16 protein-coding genes are annotated in these 15,447 nt (G+C 64.6%); 7 read left to right on the top strand and 9 right to left on the bottom strand.

Annotated features, from left to right (window positions below; all coding sequences use genetic code 11):
• Positions 1 to 4: 4 nt before the first annotated feature.
• From CTR55_RS01445 to CTR55_RS01420, 6 genes are all read left to right on the top strand, one after another.
• A complete protein-coding gene (locus CTR55_RS01445; RefSeq protein WP_296283770.1) occupies positions 5 to 661 on the top strand; it encodes a YjbF family lipoprotein in 657 nt (218 codons plus the stop codon).
• On the top strand, positions 658 to 1,113 hold the full coding sequence (locus CTR55_RS01440; RefSeq protein WP_296283769.1) for a capsule biosynthesis GfcC D2 domain-containing protein: 456 nt from the start codon (positions 658 to 660) through the stop codon (positions 1,111 to 1,113). The genes CTR55_RS01445 and CTR55_RS01440 overlap by 4 nt, the downstream gene beginning before the upstream one ends.
• Before the next feature lie 55 nt (positions 1,114 to 1,168).
• A complete protein-coding gene (locus CTR55_RS01435) occupies positions 1,169 to 1,432 on the top strand; it encodes a capsule biosynthesis GfcC family protein (protein ID WP_363710399.1) in 264 nt (87 codons plus the stop codon).
• Complete coding sequence (locus CTR55_RS01430) at positions 1,429 to 3,528, top strand: YjbH domain-containing protein (RefSeq protein ID WP_296283768.1); 2,100 nt, start codon at positions 1,429 to 1,431, stop codon at positions 3,526 to 3,528. Before CTR55_RS01435 ends, CTR55_RS01430 begins: the two co-directional genes overlap by 4 nt.
• A gap of 83 nt (positions 3,529 to 3,611) precedes the next feature.
• Positions 3,612 to 4,010, top strand: a complete 399-nt coding sequence (locus tag CTR55_RS01425) for a YbaY family lipoprotein (RefSeq protein ID WP_296283767.1) — start codon at positions 3,612 to 3,614, stop codon at positions 4,008 to 4,010.
• A gap of 110 nt (positions 4,011 to 4,120) precedes the next feature.
• Positions 4,121 to 4,798: a DUF4197 domain-containing protein gene (locus tag CTR55_RS01420; protein WP_296283766.1), complete on the top strand. Its 678-nt coding sequence runs from the start codon at positions 4,121 to 4,123 to the stop codon at positions 4,796 to 4,798.
• 93 nt (positions 4,799 to 4,891) lie between these two features.
• Here the strand turns inward: CTR55_RS01420 and CTR55_RS01415 are convergent, their stop codons facing one another.
• The 4 genes from CTR55_RS01415 to CTR55_RS01400 all read right to left on the bottom strand — a co-directional run bounded on the left by CTR55_RS01415 (position 4,892) and on the right by CTR55_RS01400 (position 10,714).
• On the bottom strand, positions 4,892 to 5,086 hold the full coding sequence (locus CTR55_RS01415; RefSeq protein ID WP_296283765.1) for a hypothetical protein: 195 nt from the start codon (positions 5,084 to 5,086) through the stop codon (positions 4,892 to 4,894).
• Between the two features lie 396 nt (positions 5,087 to 5,482).
• Positions 5,483 to 5,962, bottom strand: a complete 480-nt coding sequence (locus tag CTR55_RS01410; RefSeq protein ID WP_296283764.1) for a Bro-N domain-containing protein — start codon at positions 5,960 to 5,962, stop codon at positions 5,483 to 5,485.
• Positions 5,963 to 6,535: 573 nt separating this feature from the next.
• Complete coding sequence (locus tag CTR55_RS01405; RefSeq protein ID WP_296283763.1) at positions 6,536 to 9,604, bottom strand: efflux RND transporter permease subunit; 3,069 nt, start codon at positions 9,602 to 9,604, stop codon at positions 6,536 to 6,538.
• Positions 9,605 to 9,610: 6 nt separating this feature from the next.
• The gene (locus CTR55_RS01400) at positions 9,611 to 10,714 is read right to left on the bottom strand and encodes an efflux RND transporter periplasmic adaptor subunit (protein WP_296283762.1); all 1,104 of its coding nucleotides are present in this window, start codon (positions 10,712 to 10,714) and stop codon (positions 9,611 to 9,613) included.
• A gap of 97 nt (positions 10,715 to 10,811) precedes the next feature.
• Between CTR55_RS01400 and CTR55_RS01395 the strand changes: the two genes are divergently transcribed.
• Positions 10,812 to 11,444, top strand: a complete 633-nt coding sequence (locus tag CTR55_RS01395) for a TetR/AcrR family transcriptional regulator (protein WP_296283761.1) — start codon at positions 10,812 to 10,814, stop codon at positions 11,442 to 11,444.
• A 211-nt stretch (positions 11,445 to 11,655) separates the two neighbouring features.
• Here the strand turns inward: CTR55_RS01395 and CTR55_RS01390 are convergent, their stop codons facing one another.
• The 5 genes from CTR55_RS01390 to tsaB all read right to left on the bottom strand — a co-directional run bounded on the left by CTR55_RS01390 (position 11,656) and on the right by tsaB (position 15,363).
• Positions 11,656 to 12,438, bottom strand: coding sequence for a class I SAM-dependent methyltransferase (locus tag CTR55_RS01390; RefSeq protein WP_296283760.1), 783 nt, complete (start codon positions 12,436 to 12,438; stop codon positions 11,656 to 11,658).
• Positions 12,439 to 12,499: 61 nt separating this feature from the next.
• Positions 12,500 to 13,327, bottom strand: a complete 828-nt coding sequence (locus CTR55_RS01385) for an isocitrate lyase/phosphoenolpyruvate mutase family protein (protein ID WP_296283960.1) — start codon at positions 13,325 to 13,327, stop codon at positions 12,500 to 12,502.
• Positions 13,328 to 13,417: 90 nt separating this feature from the next.
• Positions 13,418 to 14,278 (bottom strand): DUF72 domain-containing protein, encoded by an 861-nt coding sequence (locus tag CTR55_RS01380; protein WP_296283959.1) that lies wholly within the window; start codon positions 14,276 to 14,278, stop codon positions 13,418 to 13,420.
• Positions 14,275 to 14,622, bottom strand: coding sequence for a hypothetical protein (locus CTR55_RS01375; protein ID WP_296283759.1), 348 nt, complete (start codon positions 14,620 to 14,622; stop codon positions 14,275 to 14,277). Before CTR55_RS01375 ends, CTR55_RS01380 begins: the two co-directional genes overlap by 4 nt.
• Positions 14,623 to 14,688: 66 nt before the next feature.
• Positions 14,689 to 15,363 carry a tRNA (adenosine(37)-N6)-threonylcarbamoyltransferase complex dimerization subunit type 1 TsaB gene (gene tsaB / locus CTR55_RS01370; protein ID WP_296283758.1) on the bottom strand — a complete coding sequence of 225 codons (675 nt, stop codon included), beginning with the start codon at positions 15,361 to 15,363 and terminating at the stop codon, positions 14,689 to 14,691.
• Positions 15,364 to 15,447 lie beyond the last annotated feature (84 nt).

Below are 15,447 nucleotides of genomic sequence, written 5' to 3'. Positions count from 1 at the left end.
CGTCATGAATGCCTTCCGCTTACTGGGGCTGATCGCGGCATCCGCGTCCTTGTGTGCCTGTAACCCGCTGATGCAGGGTTCCCTGAATACGCTGGGCGCCAGTCTGAATGGACCCGCTTCTTTGGAAGTGACCCAAGCCCAGGTCGATGCCCTGCCCTACTACCAGATTCAGGTCACCACCAAGTACGGCTCGGCGGTCATGGCCCTGGTGCGTGTCCAAGGCGATCTGCAGTACTGGCGCGCCTCATCGAACCAGTTGCTGCTGCTTCAGGATGGCATCGTGGTCCGCACTCTCGGCTTCCCTGACGACCTGCTGGGCACCCGGCTGACTGTTGATTCGCCCTTCCACAGTGGATTGCAGAGAGTCGTAAAAGGCCAGGCCAGCCAACGCTGGATCGACCTCGGGCCAGGCTATCAACTGGGCGTTCCGCTCAGCGGCAGCCTGGCCCCCGTCGGCATCGAGACTGTACGAATCCTGGATCAGGACCATGCCCTACTGCGAGTCGATGAACACCTGAGCTCGCCCATCAAGGGCATGTCCGCTTCCAACCGCTACTGGGTCGACCCCAACGACGGCTTTGTTCTGCAAAGCCGCCAGCAGGTTACCCCCAGCCTGAACGTCACCATTACCCAACTGCGCCCACTACGGAGGAAACCATGATCCTCCTCCGTCTATGCCTGCTCGCCGCCGGCCTGCTTGCCTTCGCTTGCGCCCAAGCGAATACCCGCATCGAAGTGCTGGGTGACCTGCCCGCCCCGGGAGAAAAGCAAATCGCCGAAGGGCTTCGCCTGGGCGACCTGCTGGCGCAACTGAAAGTTTCTCCCCAGAGTTACTGGCTCGGCGCCTCCTGGCAACGCCTGAGCCTGACGCAGGACCAACAGCGACTGAAAGCCGGGGTTCTGTTCGATCTGATCCAGCTGCAACGCCTCGCCCTGCTTCAGCAGAAGCCCGGCCTGGCGAGTGCGGCCCAACGACTGAACGAACAGGTGAGGCCGCTTCCCGTCACCGGCCGGCGAATCTACCCGCTTGATCCGCTCGCGGTGGAGCTGAACACCGCGCACTCCCCCAAACTCCAGGGGGGGGGATCGCCTGATCTTCCCGCCTCGCCCTGACAGCGTTCGCGTCACCGGTGCGGTATCGAGCGACTGCACCCTGCCGTTCACCGCGTTGCAGCAAGCCTATCGCTACACCCAGCAATGCCCGGCCCTGGCCGAGGCAGACCCGGATTACCTCTATCTGATCCAGCCCGACGGCAAGGTCACGCGTCTGGGCATCGCCCTGTGGAACCGCGAGGAAGCCCCCCCCCCGGCTCCCGGCGCGGTCCTGCTGGTACCCCTGGATGCCGCCGACATCGACGCCATCGTCCCGAACCTTAATCGCGAGCTGGCCGAGTTCATCGCCACTCAGCCTCTGCCAGCGGAGTTGCCATGAATCTTCGTCACGGCTTTTTCCTGCTGCTGGCAGGCGCCGGTCTTGCCGGTGCCGCTCCCCGCTATACCCAGAACGACTTCGGTGGCGTGGGCCTGTTGCAGACGCCCACGGCGCGAATGGCGCCGGCGGGTGAAATCAGTCTCAATGCCAACCGTACCGATCCGTACTCGCGCTACAGCTTTTCCTTGCAGCCTTTTGACTGGATGGAAAGCACCTTCCGTTACACCTCCATCAGCAACCGCAAGTACGGCTCGAAAGATCTCAGTGGTGATCAGAGCGCCAAGGACAAAGCCTTCGACGTCAAATTCCGCCTGCTGCAGGAAAGTCGCTGGACTCCAGAGATTGCGCTAGGCGGTCGCGATGTGGGCGGTACCGGCCTCTTTTCCAGCGAATATTTTGTCGGAAACAAGCGTGTAGGGGACCTGGATTTCAGCCTGGGACTCGCCTGGGGCTATATCGGTAATAGAGGAGAACTGGACAATCCTCTGGGCTGGATTGACGACCGATTCAAAACCCGCCCCGCACCAACGGGCACGGTCGATACAGCCGGCTCAGTCAATTCGAACTCCTACTTCCGAGGCCGCCCCTCCCTCTTCGGCGGCATCAACTGGCAGACTCCGTGGGCCCCCCTGTCCTTCAAGCTCGAATATGACGGCAACGACTACCAGCACGAGCCGCTGAGCAACAACCAGAAGCAGGACTCCCCCTTCAACATCGGCATGGTCTTCAAGGCCAGCGACGCTATTGACCTGCACGCCGCCTTCGAGCGCGGCAATACCGCCATGTTCGGCATCACCCTGCACACCAACTTCGCCTCTCGCACGGCACCGGCCAAAGTCAACGATCCTGCCCCTGAGCCATTGGCAGAGCGCGCTGCTGGGCGCAATGCGGACTCGGTGGATTGGGCAGATGTATCCCGCCGCGTCGAGCAGAATGCCGGCTACAAGGTCGAGCGCATCACGCGTAAAGATCAAGAAGTCGTGGTCTATGGCGAGCAGACCCGCTACCTGTATCCACCCGAAGCCGTCGGGCGTACCGCGCGCATTCTCGACAACAGCAGCGATGACAACGTCCGCTGGTTCACCGTCGTCGATACCAAGTACGGCCAACCGGTGGTTGAAACCAGCGTGCCGCGCAACGTGTTTCGTGACGTCGCCAACCAGGAACGCCCTCTGGAAGACCTGCGCCGCACCACCGAACAGAATGTGCCGCTGCCTCAGCATGAAGAGCTGCTCTATCAGCAGAAGCCTGATCCGTTCAGCTACAACGTCGGCCTGGGTTACAACCAGAGCATCGGTGGGCCGAACGACTTCCTGCTCTACCAGTTCACCGCCGACCTCGACAGTGAGTACCGCTTCTCGCCCAGCCTGTGGGCGAACGGCCTGCTCAGCGTCAACCTGTTCAACAACTTCGACAACTTCACCTACGACGCGCCGAGCAACCTGCCGCGCGTGCGGACCGATGTTCGCGAGTACATGACGACCTCCAACGTCATGCTGCAAAACTTCCAGCTGAACAAGACCGCACGGCTGGACCAGGACCTCTATGGCATGGTCTACGGCGGCTATCTGGAAAGCATGTATGCCGGCGTGGGCGGCGAATTGCTGTATCGCCCGATGAACGAAGACTGGGCGCTGGGCGCCAACCTCGACCTGGTTCGCCAGCGCGAGTTCGACCAGCACTTCGGCCTGCGCGACTATCAGGTGGCGACCGGGTTCGTCACGCTCTACTGGCAGACCGGCTTCCAGGACATTCTCGCCACTGCCAGCGCCGGCCGCTATCTGGCACGCGATTGGGGCGGCACCCTCGACCTGTCCCGCCAGTTCAGGAACGGCGTGCGCTTCGGCGCCTGGGTCACGCTGACCACCGCCGACAAGCAAGCCTACGGCGAAGGCAGCTTCGACAAGGGCATGTACGTGTCGATCCCCTTCGACGAGCTGATGAGCAGTTCCACCATGCGCCGGGCCAACTTGACCTGGGACCCGCTGACCCGCGACGGCGGTGCGCGACTCAGCCATTACTACTCGCTGTATGACCTCACCGATGGCCGCGATCAGGTCATGTTCCAGAACCTCTTCGGACGCATCGTGAAATAACTCGACGCTCACCCAGATCATGGCGCGGAAACCAAAGTCACCCACAATGGTCTGACGCGCCTGGATCCAAGGAGAGCTCCCTCATGAAAACCCTTCCCCTGCTGCTGATGACCGGCCTGCTCGCCGCCTGCAGTTCCACTTCCTCCGGCGACAAGGCCTCGCTCGACGGTGAAGTCTTCTACCTGCAGCGCAGCGCCCTGCCGCCTACGGCCCAGGTCACCGTCAGCCTGCAGGACGTCTCGCTGGCCGACGCTCCGGCCATCGACCTGGCCCAGCAGCAGCTGGAACCCGGCCGCCAGGTGCCGCTGGCGTTCCACCTGGATTACGACCACAACCAGGTCAAGCCGGGCCACAGCTACGCCGTCAGCGCTCGTATCGAAGCCAACGGTCAACTGCTGTTCATCACGACTGAACGCCACAGCGTCAAACTCGACGGCAGCGATCAGCAGCCGCTACGCGTCCGCGTCGACCCCGTGCGCTGATTCACCGCGCCGCCGGGTTTTCCCCGGCGGCCAACCTCCGTTAATCTCCCCCCTCCATTCTCCAAGTCAGCGGTCTTGAAAACCGTTGAGTTTCGTCCAAGGAAGTCTTGATGCTGCGATTCCCCGTTCTGCTGGCCGGCGCCCTGCTGTCCGTCAATGCCTTCGCCCTGTCCCTCTCCGACCTCAGCCAGAGCGACGCCACCGGCGGCCTGAAGGATGCGCTGACCCAGGGAGCACAGGTGGCCGTGAAGCAGCTCAGCCAGCCCGGCGGCTTCAGCAATGACCCGGCCGTACGCATCGAACTGCCCGGCAAGCTGGGCAAGGCTGCCAAGACCATGAAGCAGTTCGGCATGGGAGCCCAGGTCGACCAGCTCGAAGCGAGCATGAACAAGGCTGCCGAGGCCGCCATGCCGCAGGCCCAGGTGCTGCTGGTAGATGCCGTGAAGAAGATGAGCGTGACCGACGCCAAGGGCATCCTTCAGGGCGGCGACCACTCCGCCACCGACTACCTGAACCGCAGCAGCCGCGAGCAGTTGCGCGCCAAGTTCCTGCCAATCATCAAGCAGACCACTGATCAGGTTGGCGTGGCCAAGCAGTACAACGCCTTCGCCAGCCAGGCCGCCGCCTTTGGCGTAGTCGATGCGAAGAGCGCGAATATCGAGAACTACGTGACCGAGGAAGCGCTGGACGGTCTGTTCAAGCTCATCGCCGAGCAGGAGAAGACCATCCGCCAGAACCCGACCGCCGCCGCTACCGGGCTGGCGAAGAAGGTGTTCGGAGTGCTCTGATTGCCGCCCGAACGACAAAGAAAAGCCCGGCTACTGCCGGGCTTTTTTCTGTTCATGGAGATCAAGTACTAGCGATGCCCTCTCCCGTAGCACTCAACTCCGGTGCTGGATAGCGGCGGAAGCCTTCCAATCATTGATGGCTTGCAGTGCAAGCGGGTCATCGTCGAACCAGCCGTTCTGTGAAAGCCCCAGCTTCTCCTCAAGCAATACACAGATCGCCAACGCTGCGTTGGCGCGGTCTTCACGCGCTTCCCGGATGGTGTTTTCGATTTCTTTTCGCAGTTTCATGCTGTCCTGCCTTGGGCTTGGCCCACTGTCATGGGGAGGGCACGCGTGGCGCACCGGGTGCGGGCTGGGTGGCCGGTTACCGACCTTCCGCCTCTGTCAGCCTCCTTTTTATTCCTATTTCTATAGAGGATCTTTCTGATTCTTAACCAGAAATGCTTGAGAGGCACACCTGTGCGCAAAGTCTCGCCAGGGGCTTCCTACGCCATTTTAGGCCAGAGACGTACTGGACATTCACCACTTCGCACGAGATCGACACCGGAACGCTGTAGAGACCGCGAACGTGCAGTCCCTGCATGAGCAGCGGATTACAGGAGCGCGCCATGCGCGCGATCGCGGGCATGGCATGCTCCAATAGGCGAGCCGCGAGCGATGGGTATCGCTGCGCTCCACGTCATCCTACGTGTTGCCGCCGCGCTCCAGCACGCGGGCGGCGTCGCCGAAGCGCAGCCAGACGCTGCCTTGCCATTCCAGAACCGCCAGCGGGTAGCCCTGCACCTCACGCATAGCCTGACGTGGGCCATAACCGGCCGGCATCTGAGCATCACGCAAAGCCGGTACCACTTCGTTGCTCAGCCACTGTCGCAGGCTGCGGTTTTCCGGGTGGTAGAAGTACACCAGCAGCAGGGTGTAGAGGCCGCTTTCGCTGACCAGCAGTTGGTCCTCCGGACTGCCGGCCAAGCGTTCCCAGCGGTACTGATCGGGGTCGAGCTTGCGGGTAGTGCGGCCGCTCACATCGCAGTTGGTCAGGCGCGCCAGGTCACGGGCGGGGAACCAGGCCTGACGATCAATCATCAGGCCGCGCAAAAATCGATCGTAGCGCTGGAAGGTGTGGAAGCTCAGGCCGTTGTCGGCCGGGAACATCGTCGAAGGGTTCATGCGGTTTCTCCCTGTACAGCTGGAAAACCGCCATCCCGGAAAGGGAGGCGGACCGTGCAAGGGTGGAAGACCGGGCGTTTGGGACCAATATCCGGCCGGGCCGAAGCCCGCCTCACACGGTCCGCCATAGACAACCAGAGTCGGTCCGGCCTTCGAAAAGGCCGGACCATCCCTGCTACAGCAATACTCAAACGCTACAGGCTTCCACACCTGACCACGACTGTTCCGTGGCGGAGAGAACGCTAAGCAGTGGCCTTGTAGGACCGCAACGCCGTTGATGAGTCAGGCGGTTCCTGAATGAACGCCCCGCGCCTGACGGAGTGATCCGGGCTTGGGAACCGTGCTCAGGAAAGGACAGCGAGAGTGACAGGTCGAAGGGTTCTCGTCTGTCGGGTGATTCGCTTCAGAGGGTCGGACGGCGGATAACGCTGCGCGTAATTCGCCCTACACCGGAGGGCGGCACTGGCAGCAACCTGTAGGAGCGAGCTTGCTCGCGAACCCGCCCAACGCCGGATTCGCCGGGAAGCAAGTTCGCGAGCAAGCTCGCTCCTACAGAAAGCCGAAGAGCGGTCGTCAGGTCTCTTTCTTCACCCGGAACCAGGCCGCATAGAGCGCCGGCAGGAACAGCAGGGTCAGCGCCGTGGCAACGATCAGGCCGCCCATGATCGCCACCGCCATCGGGCCGAAGAACACGCTGCGCGACAGCGGGATCATCGCCAGCACGGCGGCCAGGGCGGTCAGCACGATGGGGCGGAAGCGCCGCACCGTGGCCTCGATGATGGCGTGCCAGGTGTTCATGCCGTGGGCGCGGTCCTGCTCGATCTGGTCCACCAGGATCACCGAGTTGCGCATGATCATCCCCGCCAGGGCGATGGTGCCGAGCATCGCGACGAAGCCGAAGGGCTTCTGGAAGATCAGCAGGAACAGCGTCACGCCGATCAGCCCCAGGGGCGCGGTGAGGAACACCATGATCATCCGCGAGAAGCTGCGCAGCTGGATCATCAGCAGGCTGAGCACCACCACGATGAACAGCGGCACGCCGGCGTTCACCGAGTTCTGGCCCTTGGCCGAATCCTCCACGGTGCCGCCGACGTCCAGCAGGTAGCCGTCGGGCAGCTCGGCGCGGATCGGGTCCAGCGTCGGCGATATCTGCTTCACCAACGTTGCCGGCAGCGAGTCGTCGTAGATGTCGGCGCGCACGGTCACGGTGGGCAGGCGGTTGCGCCGCCAGATGATGCCTTCCTCGAAGCCGTACTCCAGGGTCGCCACCTGTGACAGCGCCACGCTGCGGCCACTGCTGGTCTGCATCGACAGGCTCGGCAGCTGCGACAGGTCATGCCGGCCGCGCTCGTCGCCACGCAGGAGGATTTCGATCAGCTCGTTGTCTTCGCGGTAGTAACTGACGGTGGAACCGGTCAGCGAGCTCTGCAGGAACTGCGAGATGTCCGAGGTGCTTACACCCAGGGCGCGGGCGCGTTCCTGGTCGATGTCGAGGAAGATCGCCTTGCTCGGCTCCTCCCAGTCCAGGTGTACGTTCACCACGTGGGGGTTCTCGCGCATCTTGTCGGCGACCTTGCGCGCCAGCTCGCGGACTTCCGGGATGTGCTCGCCGGAAACGCGGAACTGCACCGGGTAGCCCACCGGCGGGCCGTTCTCCAGGCGACTGATGCGGGTGCGCAGGGTCGGGAAGTCTTCGTTCATGTGCTTAATCAGCCACTGACGAATCTCTTCGCGGGACTCCAGGCTCTTCGCCAACACTACGAACTGGGCGAAGCTTGCCGCCGGCAGTTGCTGGTCCAGCGGCAGGTAGAAGCGCGGCGAGCCGGTGCCGACGTAAGCCACGTAGTTGTCGATGCCCGGATGCTCGGCGAGCATTTTCTCCAGGCGCTTGACCTGCTCGGTGGTGGCGGTGAGCGAATCGCCTTCGGCCAGCTTCAGGTCCACCAGCAGTTCCAGGCGCGCCGATGGCGGGAAGAACTGCTGCGGCACCAGGCGGAACAGCATGATCGAGCCGATGAAGGCTGCAACTGTCAGCAGGATCACTGTCTTGCGGTAGCGCACGCACCACTCCACCACGCGGCGGAAGCGCTGGTAGAAAGGCGTGGAGTACGGGTCATGGCCCTTGTCGCTGCCTCCGTGTTTTTCCGCATGGCGCTTGGCGAGATCAGGCAGCAGCTTCTCGCCCAGGTAGGGCACGAAGACCACGGCGGCGATCCACGACACCACAAGCGCAATGGTCACCACCTGGAACAGCGAGCGGGTGTATTCACCGGTACCCGACTGCGCGGTGGCGATGGGCAGGAAGCCGGCGGCCGTGACGAGGGTGCCGGTGAGCATCGGGAAGGCCGTGCTGGTCCAGGCGTAACTCGCCGCCTTGAGCCGGTCGTAGCCCTGCTCCATCTTCACCGCCATCATCTCCACGGCGATGATGGCGTCGTCCACCAATAGCCCCAGCGCCAGCACCAGCGCGCCGAGGGAAATCTTGTGCAGGCCGATGCCGAAGTAGTACATGCAGGCGAAGGTCATCGCCAGCACCAGCGGGATCGACAGCGCCACCACCAGGCCGGTGCGCAGGCCGAGGGAGAAGAAGCTCACCAGCAGCACGATGATCAGCGCCTCGGCCAGCACGCGGACGAACTCGCCCACGCCTTCGCGCACGGCCGCCGGCTGGTCGGACACCTTGCGCAGCTCCATGCCTGCCGGCAGCGTCTGCTGCAGGCGTTCGAATTCGGCGTCGAGTTTCTTGCCCAGCACCAGGATGTCGCCGCCGTCTTTCATGGCCACGGCGATGCCGATGGCGTCCTCGCCCATGAAGCGCATGCGCGGAGCAGGCGGGTCGTTGAAGCCACGATGCACCTCGGCCACGTCGCCGATACGGAAGGTCCGGTCACCGACGCGGATCGGGAAGGAACGGATGTCCTCCACCGAATCGAAACGCCCGGACACCCGCAGTTGCACGCGGTCAGTCGCCGTCTCGAAGAAGCCGGTGGCGGTCACCGCGTTCTGTTCTTCCAGCGCTTTCTGAACGGCGGCCAGCGGCAGGCCGAGGGTGGCGAGCTTGGTGTTGGACAGGTCGATCCAGATCTTCTCGTCCTGCAGGCCGATCAGTTCGACCTTGCCGACGTCCTTGATGCGTTGCAGTTGCAGTTGCAGGCGGTCGGCGTAGTCCTTGAGCACCGCGTAGTCGAAGCCCTTGCCCGACAGTGCGTAGATATTGCCGAAGGTGGTGCCGAATTCGTCGTTGAAGAACGGCCCCTGGATGCCCTGTGGCAGGGTGTAGCGGATGTCGTTGACCTTCTTGCGGATCTGGTACCAGAGCTCGGGAATGTCGCGGGAATGGAAGTCCTCGCGGGCGACGAAGGTCACCTGGGATTCACCGGGGCGGGAGAAGGAAATGATGCGGTCGAAGTCGCCGGTTTCCATCAGCTTCTTCTCGATGCGCTCGGTGACCTGGCGCGAGACTTCCTCAGCGGTCGCACCCGGCCAGTTGGTCTTCACCACCATGGCCTTGAAGGTGAACGGCGGGTCTTCGCTCTGCCCCAGCTTGGAATAGGACAGCGTGCCGACGATACCCAGCAGCAGCATGAGGTAGAGGACGATGGAGCGGTTGTGCAGCGCCCAGGCGGAGAGGTTGAATTGCATCGGGCGTTACTCCTTCGCCACCAGCTTGATCGACCGGTTCTCCCGGTCGACAGGCCGTACCTCCTGACCTTCACGCAGCACCTGTACACCCGCTGCCACCACCCAGTCGCCGTCCTTCAGGCCTTCGAGCACCGGCACGCGATCCTCGGCGTAAGGGCCAATGCGCACCAGGCGACGATGCAAGGTGGATGTCTTCGGATCGACCACCCAGACGAACGGCTGACCGGCTTCGGAAGTCAGTGCGGCGAGCGGCACGGCCAGTGGCACGGTGCCCTCGGCAAGGATGTAGACGCGCGCGCTCTGGCCCAGTTCGGCCGGCACCTTGGGGTCGTCGAAGGCGACTCGCGCGGCGAAGGTGCGCGATTGCGGATCGGCCGCTGGCGACAGCTCGCGGATCTTGCCGCTGAAGCGTTTGTCACGCTGCGACCAGAGTTCGACGCTCACCGCCTCGCCAACGCGGAAGCGCTCGAAAGCGTGCTCGGGGAAGCTGATCAGCACCTCGCGGTCGCCATCGGCGGCCAGGGTGAAAACGGTCTGGCCGGCGGCAACCACCTGCCCCACTTCAACCCGGCGGGTGGCGATCACGCCGTCCTGGGGCGAGCGCAGCACGGCGTAGCCGGCCTGGTTGCTGGCCACGTCGTATTCGGCACGTATCTGCTTCACCCGCGCCGCGCCGGCGCGGTAGGTGTTCTCGATGTTGTCGAACTGCGACTGGCTGACCAACTGGCGTTCCAGCAGGGTCTTGTAGCGGGTGTATTCGGAGCGCACGGTCTGCAGGTTGGCCTCGGCAGCAGCCACCTGGGCGCGCGTAGCTTCCAGTTGCAGGCGAACGTCTTCAGGATCGAGTTCCGCCAGGGGCTGGTCCTTCTTCACCCGCTCGCCGGTTTCCACCAGGCGCTTGCTGACCTTGCCACCGATGCGGAAGGCCAGTTCCGGCTCGTGGCGGGCATGCACTTCACCGGGATAGGCTTCGGTGATGTCCCGCGCCGGCTCCGGCTGCACCACGATAGCCGGGCGTATCGCAGGCTTGGGTGGCTCGCCGTTACCGCAGGCCGAAAGGGAAAGGATGAAGGCAGCAGGCAGCGCGACAGACAGAGCATGGCGGAACATGATGTGTGACCTTTCGCAAAACGCGGTTGGAATTCTTATACTCACCGGTATAGTAAAAATACAGAACCCATCAGTCCAGTATTAGAAATGTAAAGACATGTCACCATCGAACTCATCCAACGGACCAGGTCGCCCCAAGGATCCGGCCAAGCGCAAGGCCATTCTCGAGGCCGCCAAGGAGCTGTTCGTCCGCTACGGCTACGACGGCAGCAGCATGGAGGCCATTGCCGCCGAGGCCGGGGTGTCCAAGCTCACCGTGTACAGCCACTTCACGGACAAGGAGACGCTGTTCGTCGAAGCGGTGCAGGCCAAGTGCGCCGAGCGCATGCCCGAGCTGTTCGCCGAGCCGCCGGCCGATGCGCCGCTGGAAAGCCTTCTGCTGAACCTGGGCCGCGGCTTCAATCAGTTGATCAACAGCCCCGAGGCGATCGCCCTGAGCCGGCTGATGGTCGCCCAGGGCGCGGGCAACCCGCACCTCTCGCAACTGTTCTTCGAGGCCGGGCCGCAGCGTGTGCTGGACCAGATGGAGCGCCTGCTGGAGCAGGCTCGCCAGCAGGGCAAGATGAAGATGGACTGCCCGCGCCGGGCGGCCGAGCATTTCCTGATGCTGGTGCAGGGCTGCGTGCACTTCCGCCTGCTGATCGGCTGCGAGAATCCGCCGACCCCGGAGGAAGCCGAGGCGCATGTGCAGGAAGTGGTGGCGTTGTTCCTCAAGGCTTTCGCGCCCTGACCAGCTGCTTTTCGTAGGAGCGAGCTTGCTCGCGAACGGACCTCCCGGCCGCTCCGACGCTGGGCGGGTTCGCGAGCAAGCTCGCTCCGACAAGAGCCGCGCCGGATTCAACCGGTAGGTGCGGACTCCGTCCGCGATCATCTGCGCAGCGGGGCTGGATCGCGGGCGAAGTGCGCTCCTACGAAAAGCCTCCACTCGGCAGATGGATGCGTCAGCCCTTCAGGCTTTTCAGCGGATAGATGTCATAGCGGCTGGACTTGCCTTCCAGGCTGTAGCTGGGTTTGCCGCCCTCGATGATCGGCGCCTTGCGCGGACGCTTGACCACCACGCGGTGGCTGGCCAGTTTCAGTGCGGCTTGCAGTAGTGCCGGAGCGTCGAGGTCATCGCCCACCAGCGGGCGGAACAGGCGCATTTCCTTCTTCACCAGCGCACTCTTGTCGCGGTGCGGAAACATCGGGTCGAGGTAGATCACCTGCGGCGCCTCCCCTTCCCAGGCGGCCATGCGCTCGATGGCGTTGCCCTGCAACAGGCGCATGCGCGCGACGATGGCACCCACCTCGAAATCCCCTGCGGCACGAGCCAGCCCGTCTTCCAGCAGCGCGGCGATGATCGGCTGGCGCTCGGTCAGGTCCATCTCGCAACCCAGGGTCGCCAGTACGAAGGCGTCTTTGCCCAGGCCAGCGGTGGCGTCCAGCACATGGGGACGCACGCCCTGCTGGATGCCGACGGCTTTGGCGATCATTTGCCCGGCGCCGCCACCGAACTGCCGGCGATGCGCGGCGGACCCTTCGAGGAAATCCACCCGCACCGGGCCGGGCGAGTCCGGCCCCAGTTGCAGCAACTGCAAACCGTCGTCGCCCAGTTGCAGGGCGAAATCCGCATCCCCCTCGCCCATCGGCAGCCCGAGCCGCTGCGCCCACTGCTCGGCGGCGGCCTGCCAGGCTGGCGCCAGCGCCTGGACGACGATGCGCGGCGGGGTGAGGACTTCGGTCATGGCGGGGCGATCCTGGAAAAAACCGCGATTCTACCGCAGCGCATGGCCGGAGGGCTCGACGTCAGCCGCGGAACAACTGGTTGATCCGGTCGAACGGCATGGCGCCATGCAGGGGTTTCAGCTCGCCTTTGGCCAATGCCTCGGAAGCGCTGAAGAAGGCGCCATAGGCCGCCCGCGCCAGGCAGGAACCGACGCTGATGCGCTTCACACCGAGCTCGGCCAGCTCCTCCAGGCCAAGCTGCAGCGCCGGCGAGCCCACCAGCACGTTGACCGGGCGCGGCGCCACGGCGCTGACCACGGCGGCGATTTCCTCGCGGGTCTTCAGGCCTGGCGCGTAGAGCACGTCGGCACCGGCTTCGGCGAAGGCCACCAGGCGGCGGATGGTGTCGTCCAGGTCGACGCGACCGTGCAGGAAGTTCTCCGCCCGCGCCGCCAGGGTGAAGGTGAATGGCAGCGCTCGGGCAGCCTGCACGGCGGCGGTAACTCGCTCTACTGCCAGCTCCAGCGGGTAGATCGGCGCATCCGGGCGGCCGGTGGCGTCTTCGATGGAGCCGCCGACCAGCCCGCAGGCGGCGGCAAGACGGATGGTTTCTGCGCAGTCTTCCGCCGCATCGCCGTAGCCGTTCTCCAGATCGGCAGCGACCGGCAGCGGCGTCGCTTCAACTATCTCGCGCGCATTGGCCAGTGCTTCGTCACGACTCACCGCGCCTTCGGCGTCGCGCCGACCGAGGGCAAAGGCCAACCCCGCGCTGGTGGTCGCCAGGGCTACAAAGCCCAGGTGGGCGAGCATCTTTGCCGAGCCGGCATCCCAGGGGTTGGGCAGGACGAACAGGCCGTCGCGCTGGTGCAGCGCGCGAAAGGCTTCGCCGCGTTCCTGTTGGCTGCGCAAGGGTTGCGAGGTCATGGCTGTCTCCTGGCCGAACGAGGGAAGGAGCAGGTTAGTCCCCTCGCTCGTTGGGCGCCATGCACAGTTGCCGGCTCAGAGCAGGCCGAGCTGCTCCACTTCCGGCTTGGGCTCGAACAGCGACGGCAGCCCCGGCAGGCGCTCACGCAACAAGACGTGGAAGCGCTGCGCCTGTTCGGCCGCACGGTGGTTGTCCGGGGTATGGAGGAAGACGTAGGGCGTCAGGCCCTGCTCGATCCACTCGGCAACCTTGCCGATCCAGGGCCTGAGGTGGGCGAGATTGGCGTCCAGGTCCGGCCCGCCGATGAAGCGTACCTGCGGGCTGTCGCTGAAGGCCGCCGGGCGCACTGGCACCTTGGGCTTCTTCGACTGGGCATGGAGCACGGCCGGGTCGTCGGATTGCACGGAGAACAAAGCCCGCGAGTCCAGGCAGATGCGTTCGACGCCACGGTCCAGCAGCAGGCGGTTAAGCGCCCGCTCCTCGTCTCCCTTGGCGAAGAAGGCCGGGTGGCGCACTTCCACGGCGATGCGGCGCTCGGAGAAAGCCTCCAGCCAGGCGGCCAGCTCGCCCAGGCGATCCGGGCCGAAGCTGGCGGAAACCTGCAGCCACAGCGGCGCCACGCGCTTGCCCAGCGGTGCCAGCAGGTCGAGGAAGTCCTGGGTGTTTTCCAGCTGCCCGCGCAGGTCGCCTTCGTGGCTGATGTCACGGGGCAGTTTGGCGCAGAAGCGGAAAGTCTCCGGCATGGTCTGCGCCCAGCGCGCCAGGGTGTCGGCGCTGGGGCGGGCATAGAAGGTGGTGTTGCCTTCCACGGCATTGAACACCTGGGAGTAGAAACCCAGGGTGTCGGCGGGACGCAGGTCAGCGGGATAGAAAGTGCCGCGCCAGGCGGGCTCGTTCCAGGAGGGGCAGCCAAGGTAATACGGCAGTTGCATCAGGCGTAAAGGTCGAGACCGACGACTTCCTGGCCTTCGTACGGGCCGGCCATGCTGGCGGTGCTGGTGTATCTGGCCAGCGCCTGGGCCGCGCGGGAACTCAGCGGGCGCTGGTACTCGAGGTTATCGCGCAGGGTCGCCGGCACGCCGTAGCTGCTGGCGCTGGAGGATTCCACGCGACGTGCCTGGGGCTGCGAGTCGAGCCCCTGACTGGCCGAGGTCGGCGCGGGCTGTTCGCGGCGGGTCTCGACGTCACGCTGCACTTCCCGATACGGAGTGACCGCAGTGCCCGTACGGGAACCGCGCTCCGGTGTCTGGGAAAGGGAAGTGAAGCCGTCGATACGCATGGAAGAAACTCGGAGGGAATACGGTCACTCTAGCGAGCGGGCTCGACTGTGGTCAATTGGCACAGGTCAGGCTTTCTTGGGGGTCGCCACGTTATCGCGCAGGTACACCGGCTGGGCCTGCTCTGCGTCAACCGCCTCGCCGCGTGCCCAGGCGAATTCGGCCAGGGTCAGCAGGTCTTCGGAGTGCGGCAGCAGGCTGGCGTCGTGGGCGGCAACCTTCACCGCCAGGCGCTCCTCGAAGCCCCAGCCAGTACCGGAGCCGAACCACTCGCCCTGGGCATCACCCGGCAGTTCGACACGTTCGGGCGGCAGCACTGCCTCGGCTCCAGCCAGGCGCATTTCGCCCTGTTCCAGGCGGTAGCAGCCCCAGTACACCTCGTCCATGCGCGCATCGATGGCCGCAGCCACCTGATGGGCGCCGTGCTCGCGGTAGGCGCGCTGGGCCAGCACCGCCAGATCGGAGATGGGCAGCACCGGCTTCCGCAGAGCGAAGCCCAGGCCTTGCACCACACCGATGGCAATGCGCACGCCGGTGAACGCGCCCGGCCCACGACCGAAGGCGATGGCGTCCACGGCGGACAGCGCAATGCCGGCCTCGCCGAGGATGTCCTGCACCATGGGCAGCAGGCGCTGGGCGTGCAGGCGCGGGATCACCTCGTGGCGTACGAACCGGCGGCCGTCATGCAGCAGGGCGACGGAACAGGCTTCGGTCGAGGTATCCAGGGCCAGCAGCGTGGGCATGGTGTTTTCCATAGGACGTTAAGAACAGGGCGATAAAAAGGGTGGGCATTATAAACGCCAAAGGCCCGCGTGTGCGGGCCTTTG

The organism is Pseudomonas sp. (assembly GCF_002796985.1).
GTDB lineage: Bacteria > Pseudomonadota > Gammaproteobacteria > Pseudomonadales > Pseudomonadaceae > Pseudomonas.
The sequence above is the reverse complement of the archived record's forward strand: the minus strand, read 5'-3'. Positions and strand labels throughout refer to the sequence as shown.

Coding starts and splice junctions, on each gene's coding strand:
- tsaB (WP_296283758.1), bottom strand. CDS start 15,363: ATGCCCACGCTGCTGGCCCTGGATACCTCGACCGAAGCCTGTTCCGTC.
- CTR55_RS01440 (WP_296283769.1), top strand. CDS start 658: ATGATCCTCCTCCGTCTATGCCTGCTCGCCGCCGGCCTGCTTGCCTTC.
- CTR55_RS01405 (WP_296283763.1), bottom strand. CDS start 9,604: ATGCAATTCAACCTCTCCGCCTGGGCGCTGCACAACCGCTCCATCGTC.
- CTR55_RS01400 (WP_296283762.1), bottom strand. CDS start 10,714: ATGTTCCGCCATGCTCTGTCTGTCGCGCTGCCTGCTGCCTTCATCCTT.
- CTR55_RS01375 (WP_296283759.1), bottom strand. CDS start 14,622: ATGCGTATCGACGGCTTCACTTCCCTTTCCCAGACACCGGAGCGCGGT.
- CTR55_RS01415 (WP_296283765.1), bottom strand. CDS start 5,086: ATGAAACTGCGAAAAGAAATCGAAAACACCATCCGGGAAGCGCGTGAA.
- CTR55_RS01445 (WP_296283770.1), top strand. CDS start 5: ATGAATGCCTTCCGCTTACTGGGGCTGATCGCGGCATCCGCGTCCTTG.
- CTR55_RS01395 (WP_296283761.1), top strand. CDS start 10,812: ATGTCACCATCGAACTCATCCAACGGACCAGGTCGCCCCAAGGATCCG.
- CTR55_RS01420 (WP_296283766.1), top strand. CDS start 4,121: ATGCTGCGATTCCCCGTTCTGCTGGCCGGCGCCCTGCTGTCCGTCAAT.
- CTR55_RS01425 (WP_296283767.1), top strand. CDS start 3,612: ATGAAAACCCTTCCCCTGCTGCTGATGACCGGCCTGCTCGCCGCCTGC.
- CTR55_RS01410 (WP_296283764.1), bottom strand. CDS start 5,962: ATGAACCCTTCGACGATGTTCCCGGCCGACAACGGCCTGAGCTTCCAC.
- CTR55_RS01430 (WP_296283768.1), top strand. CDS start 1,429: ATGAATCTTCGTCACGGCTTTTTCCTGCTGCTGGCAGGCGCCGGTCTT.
- CTR55_RS01390 (WP_296283760.1), bottom strand. CDS start 12,438: ATGACCGAAGTCCTCACCCCGCCGCGCATCGTCGTCCAGGCGCTGGCG.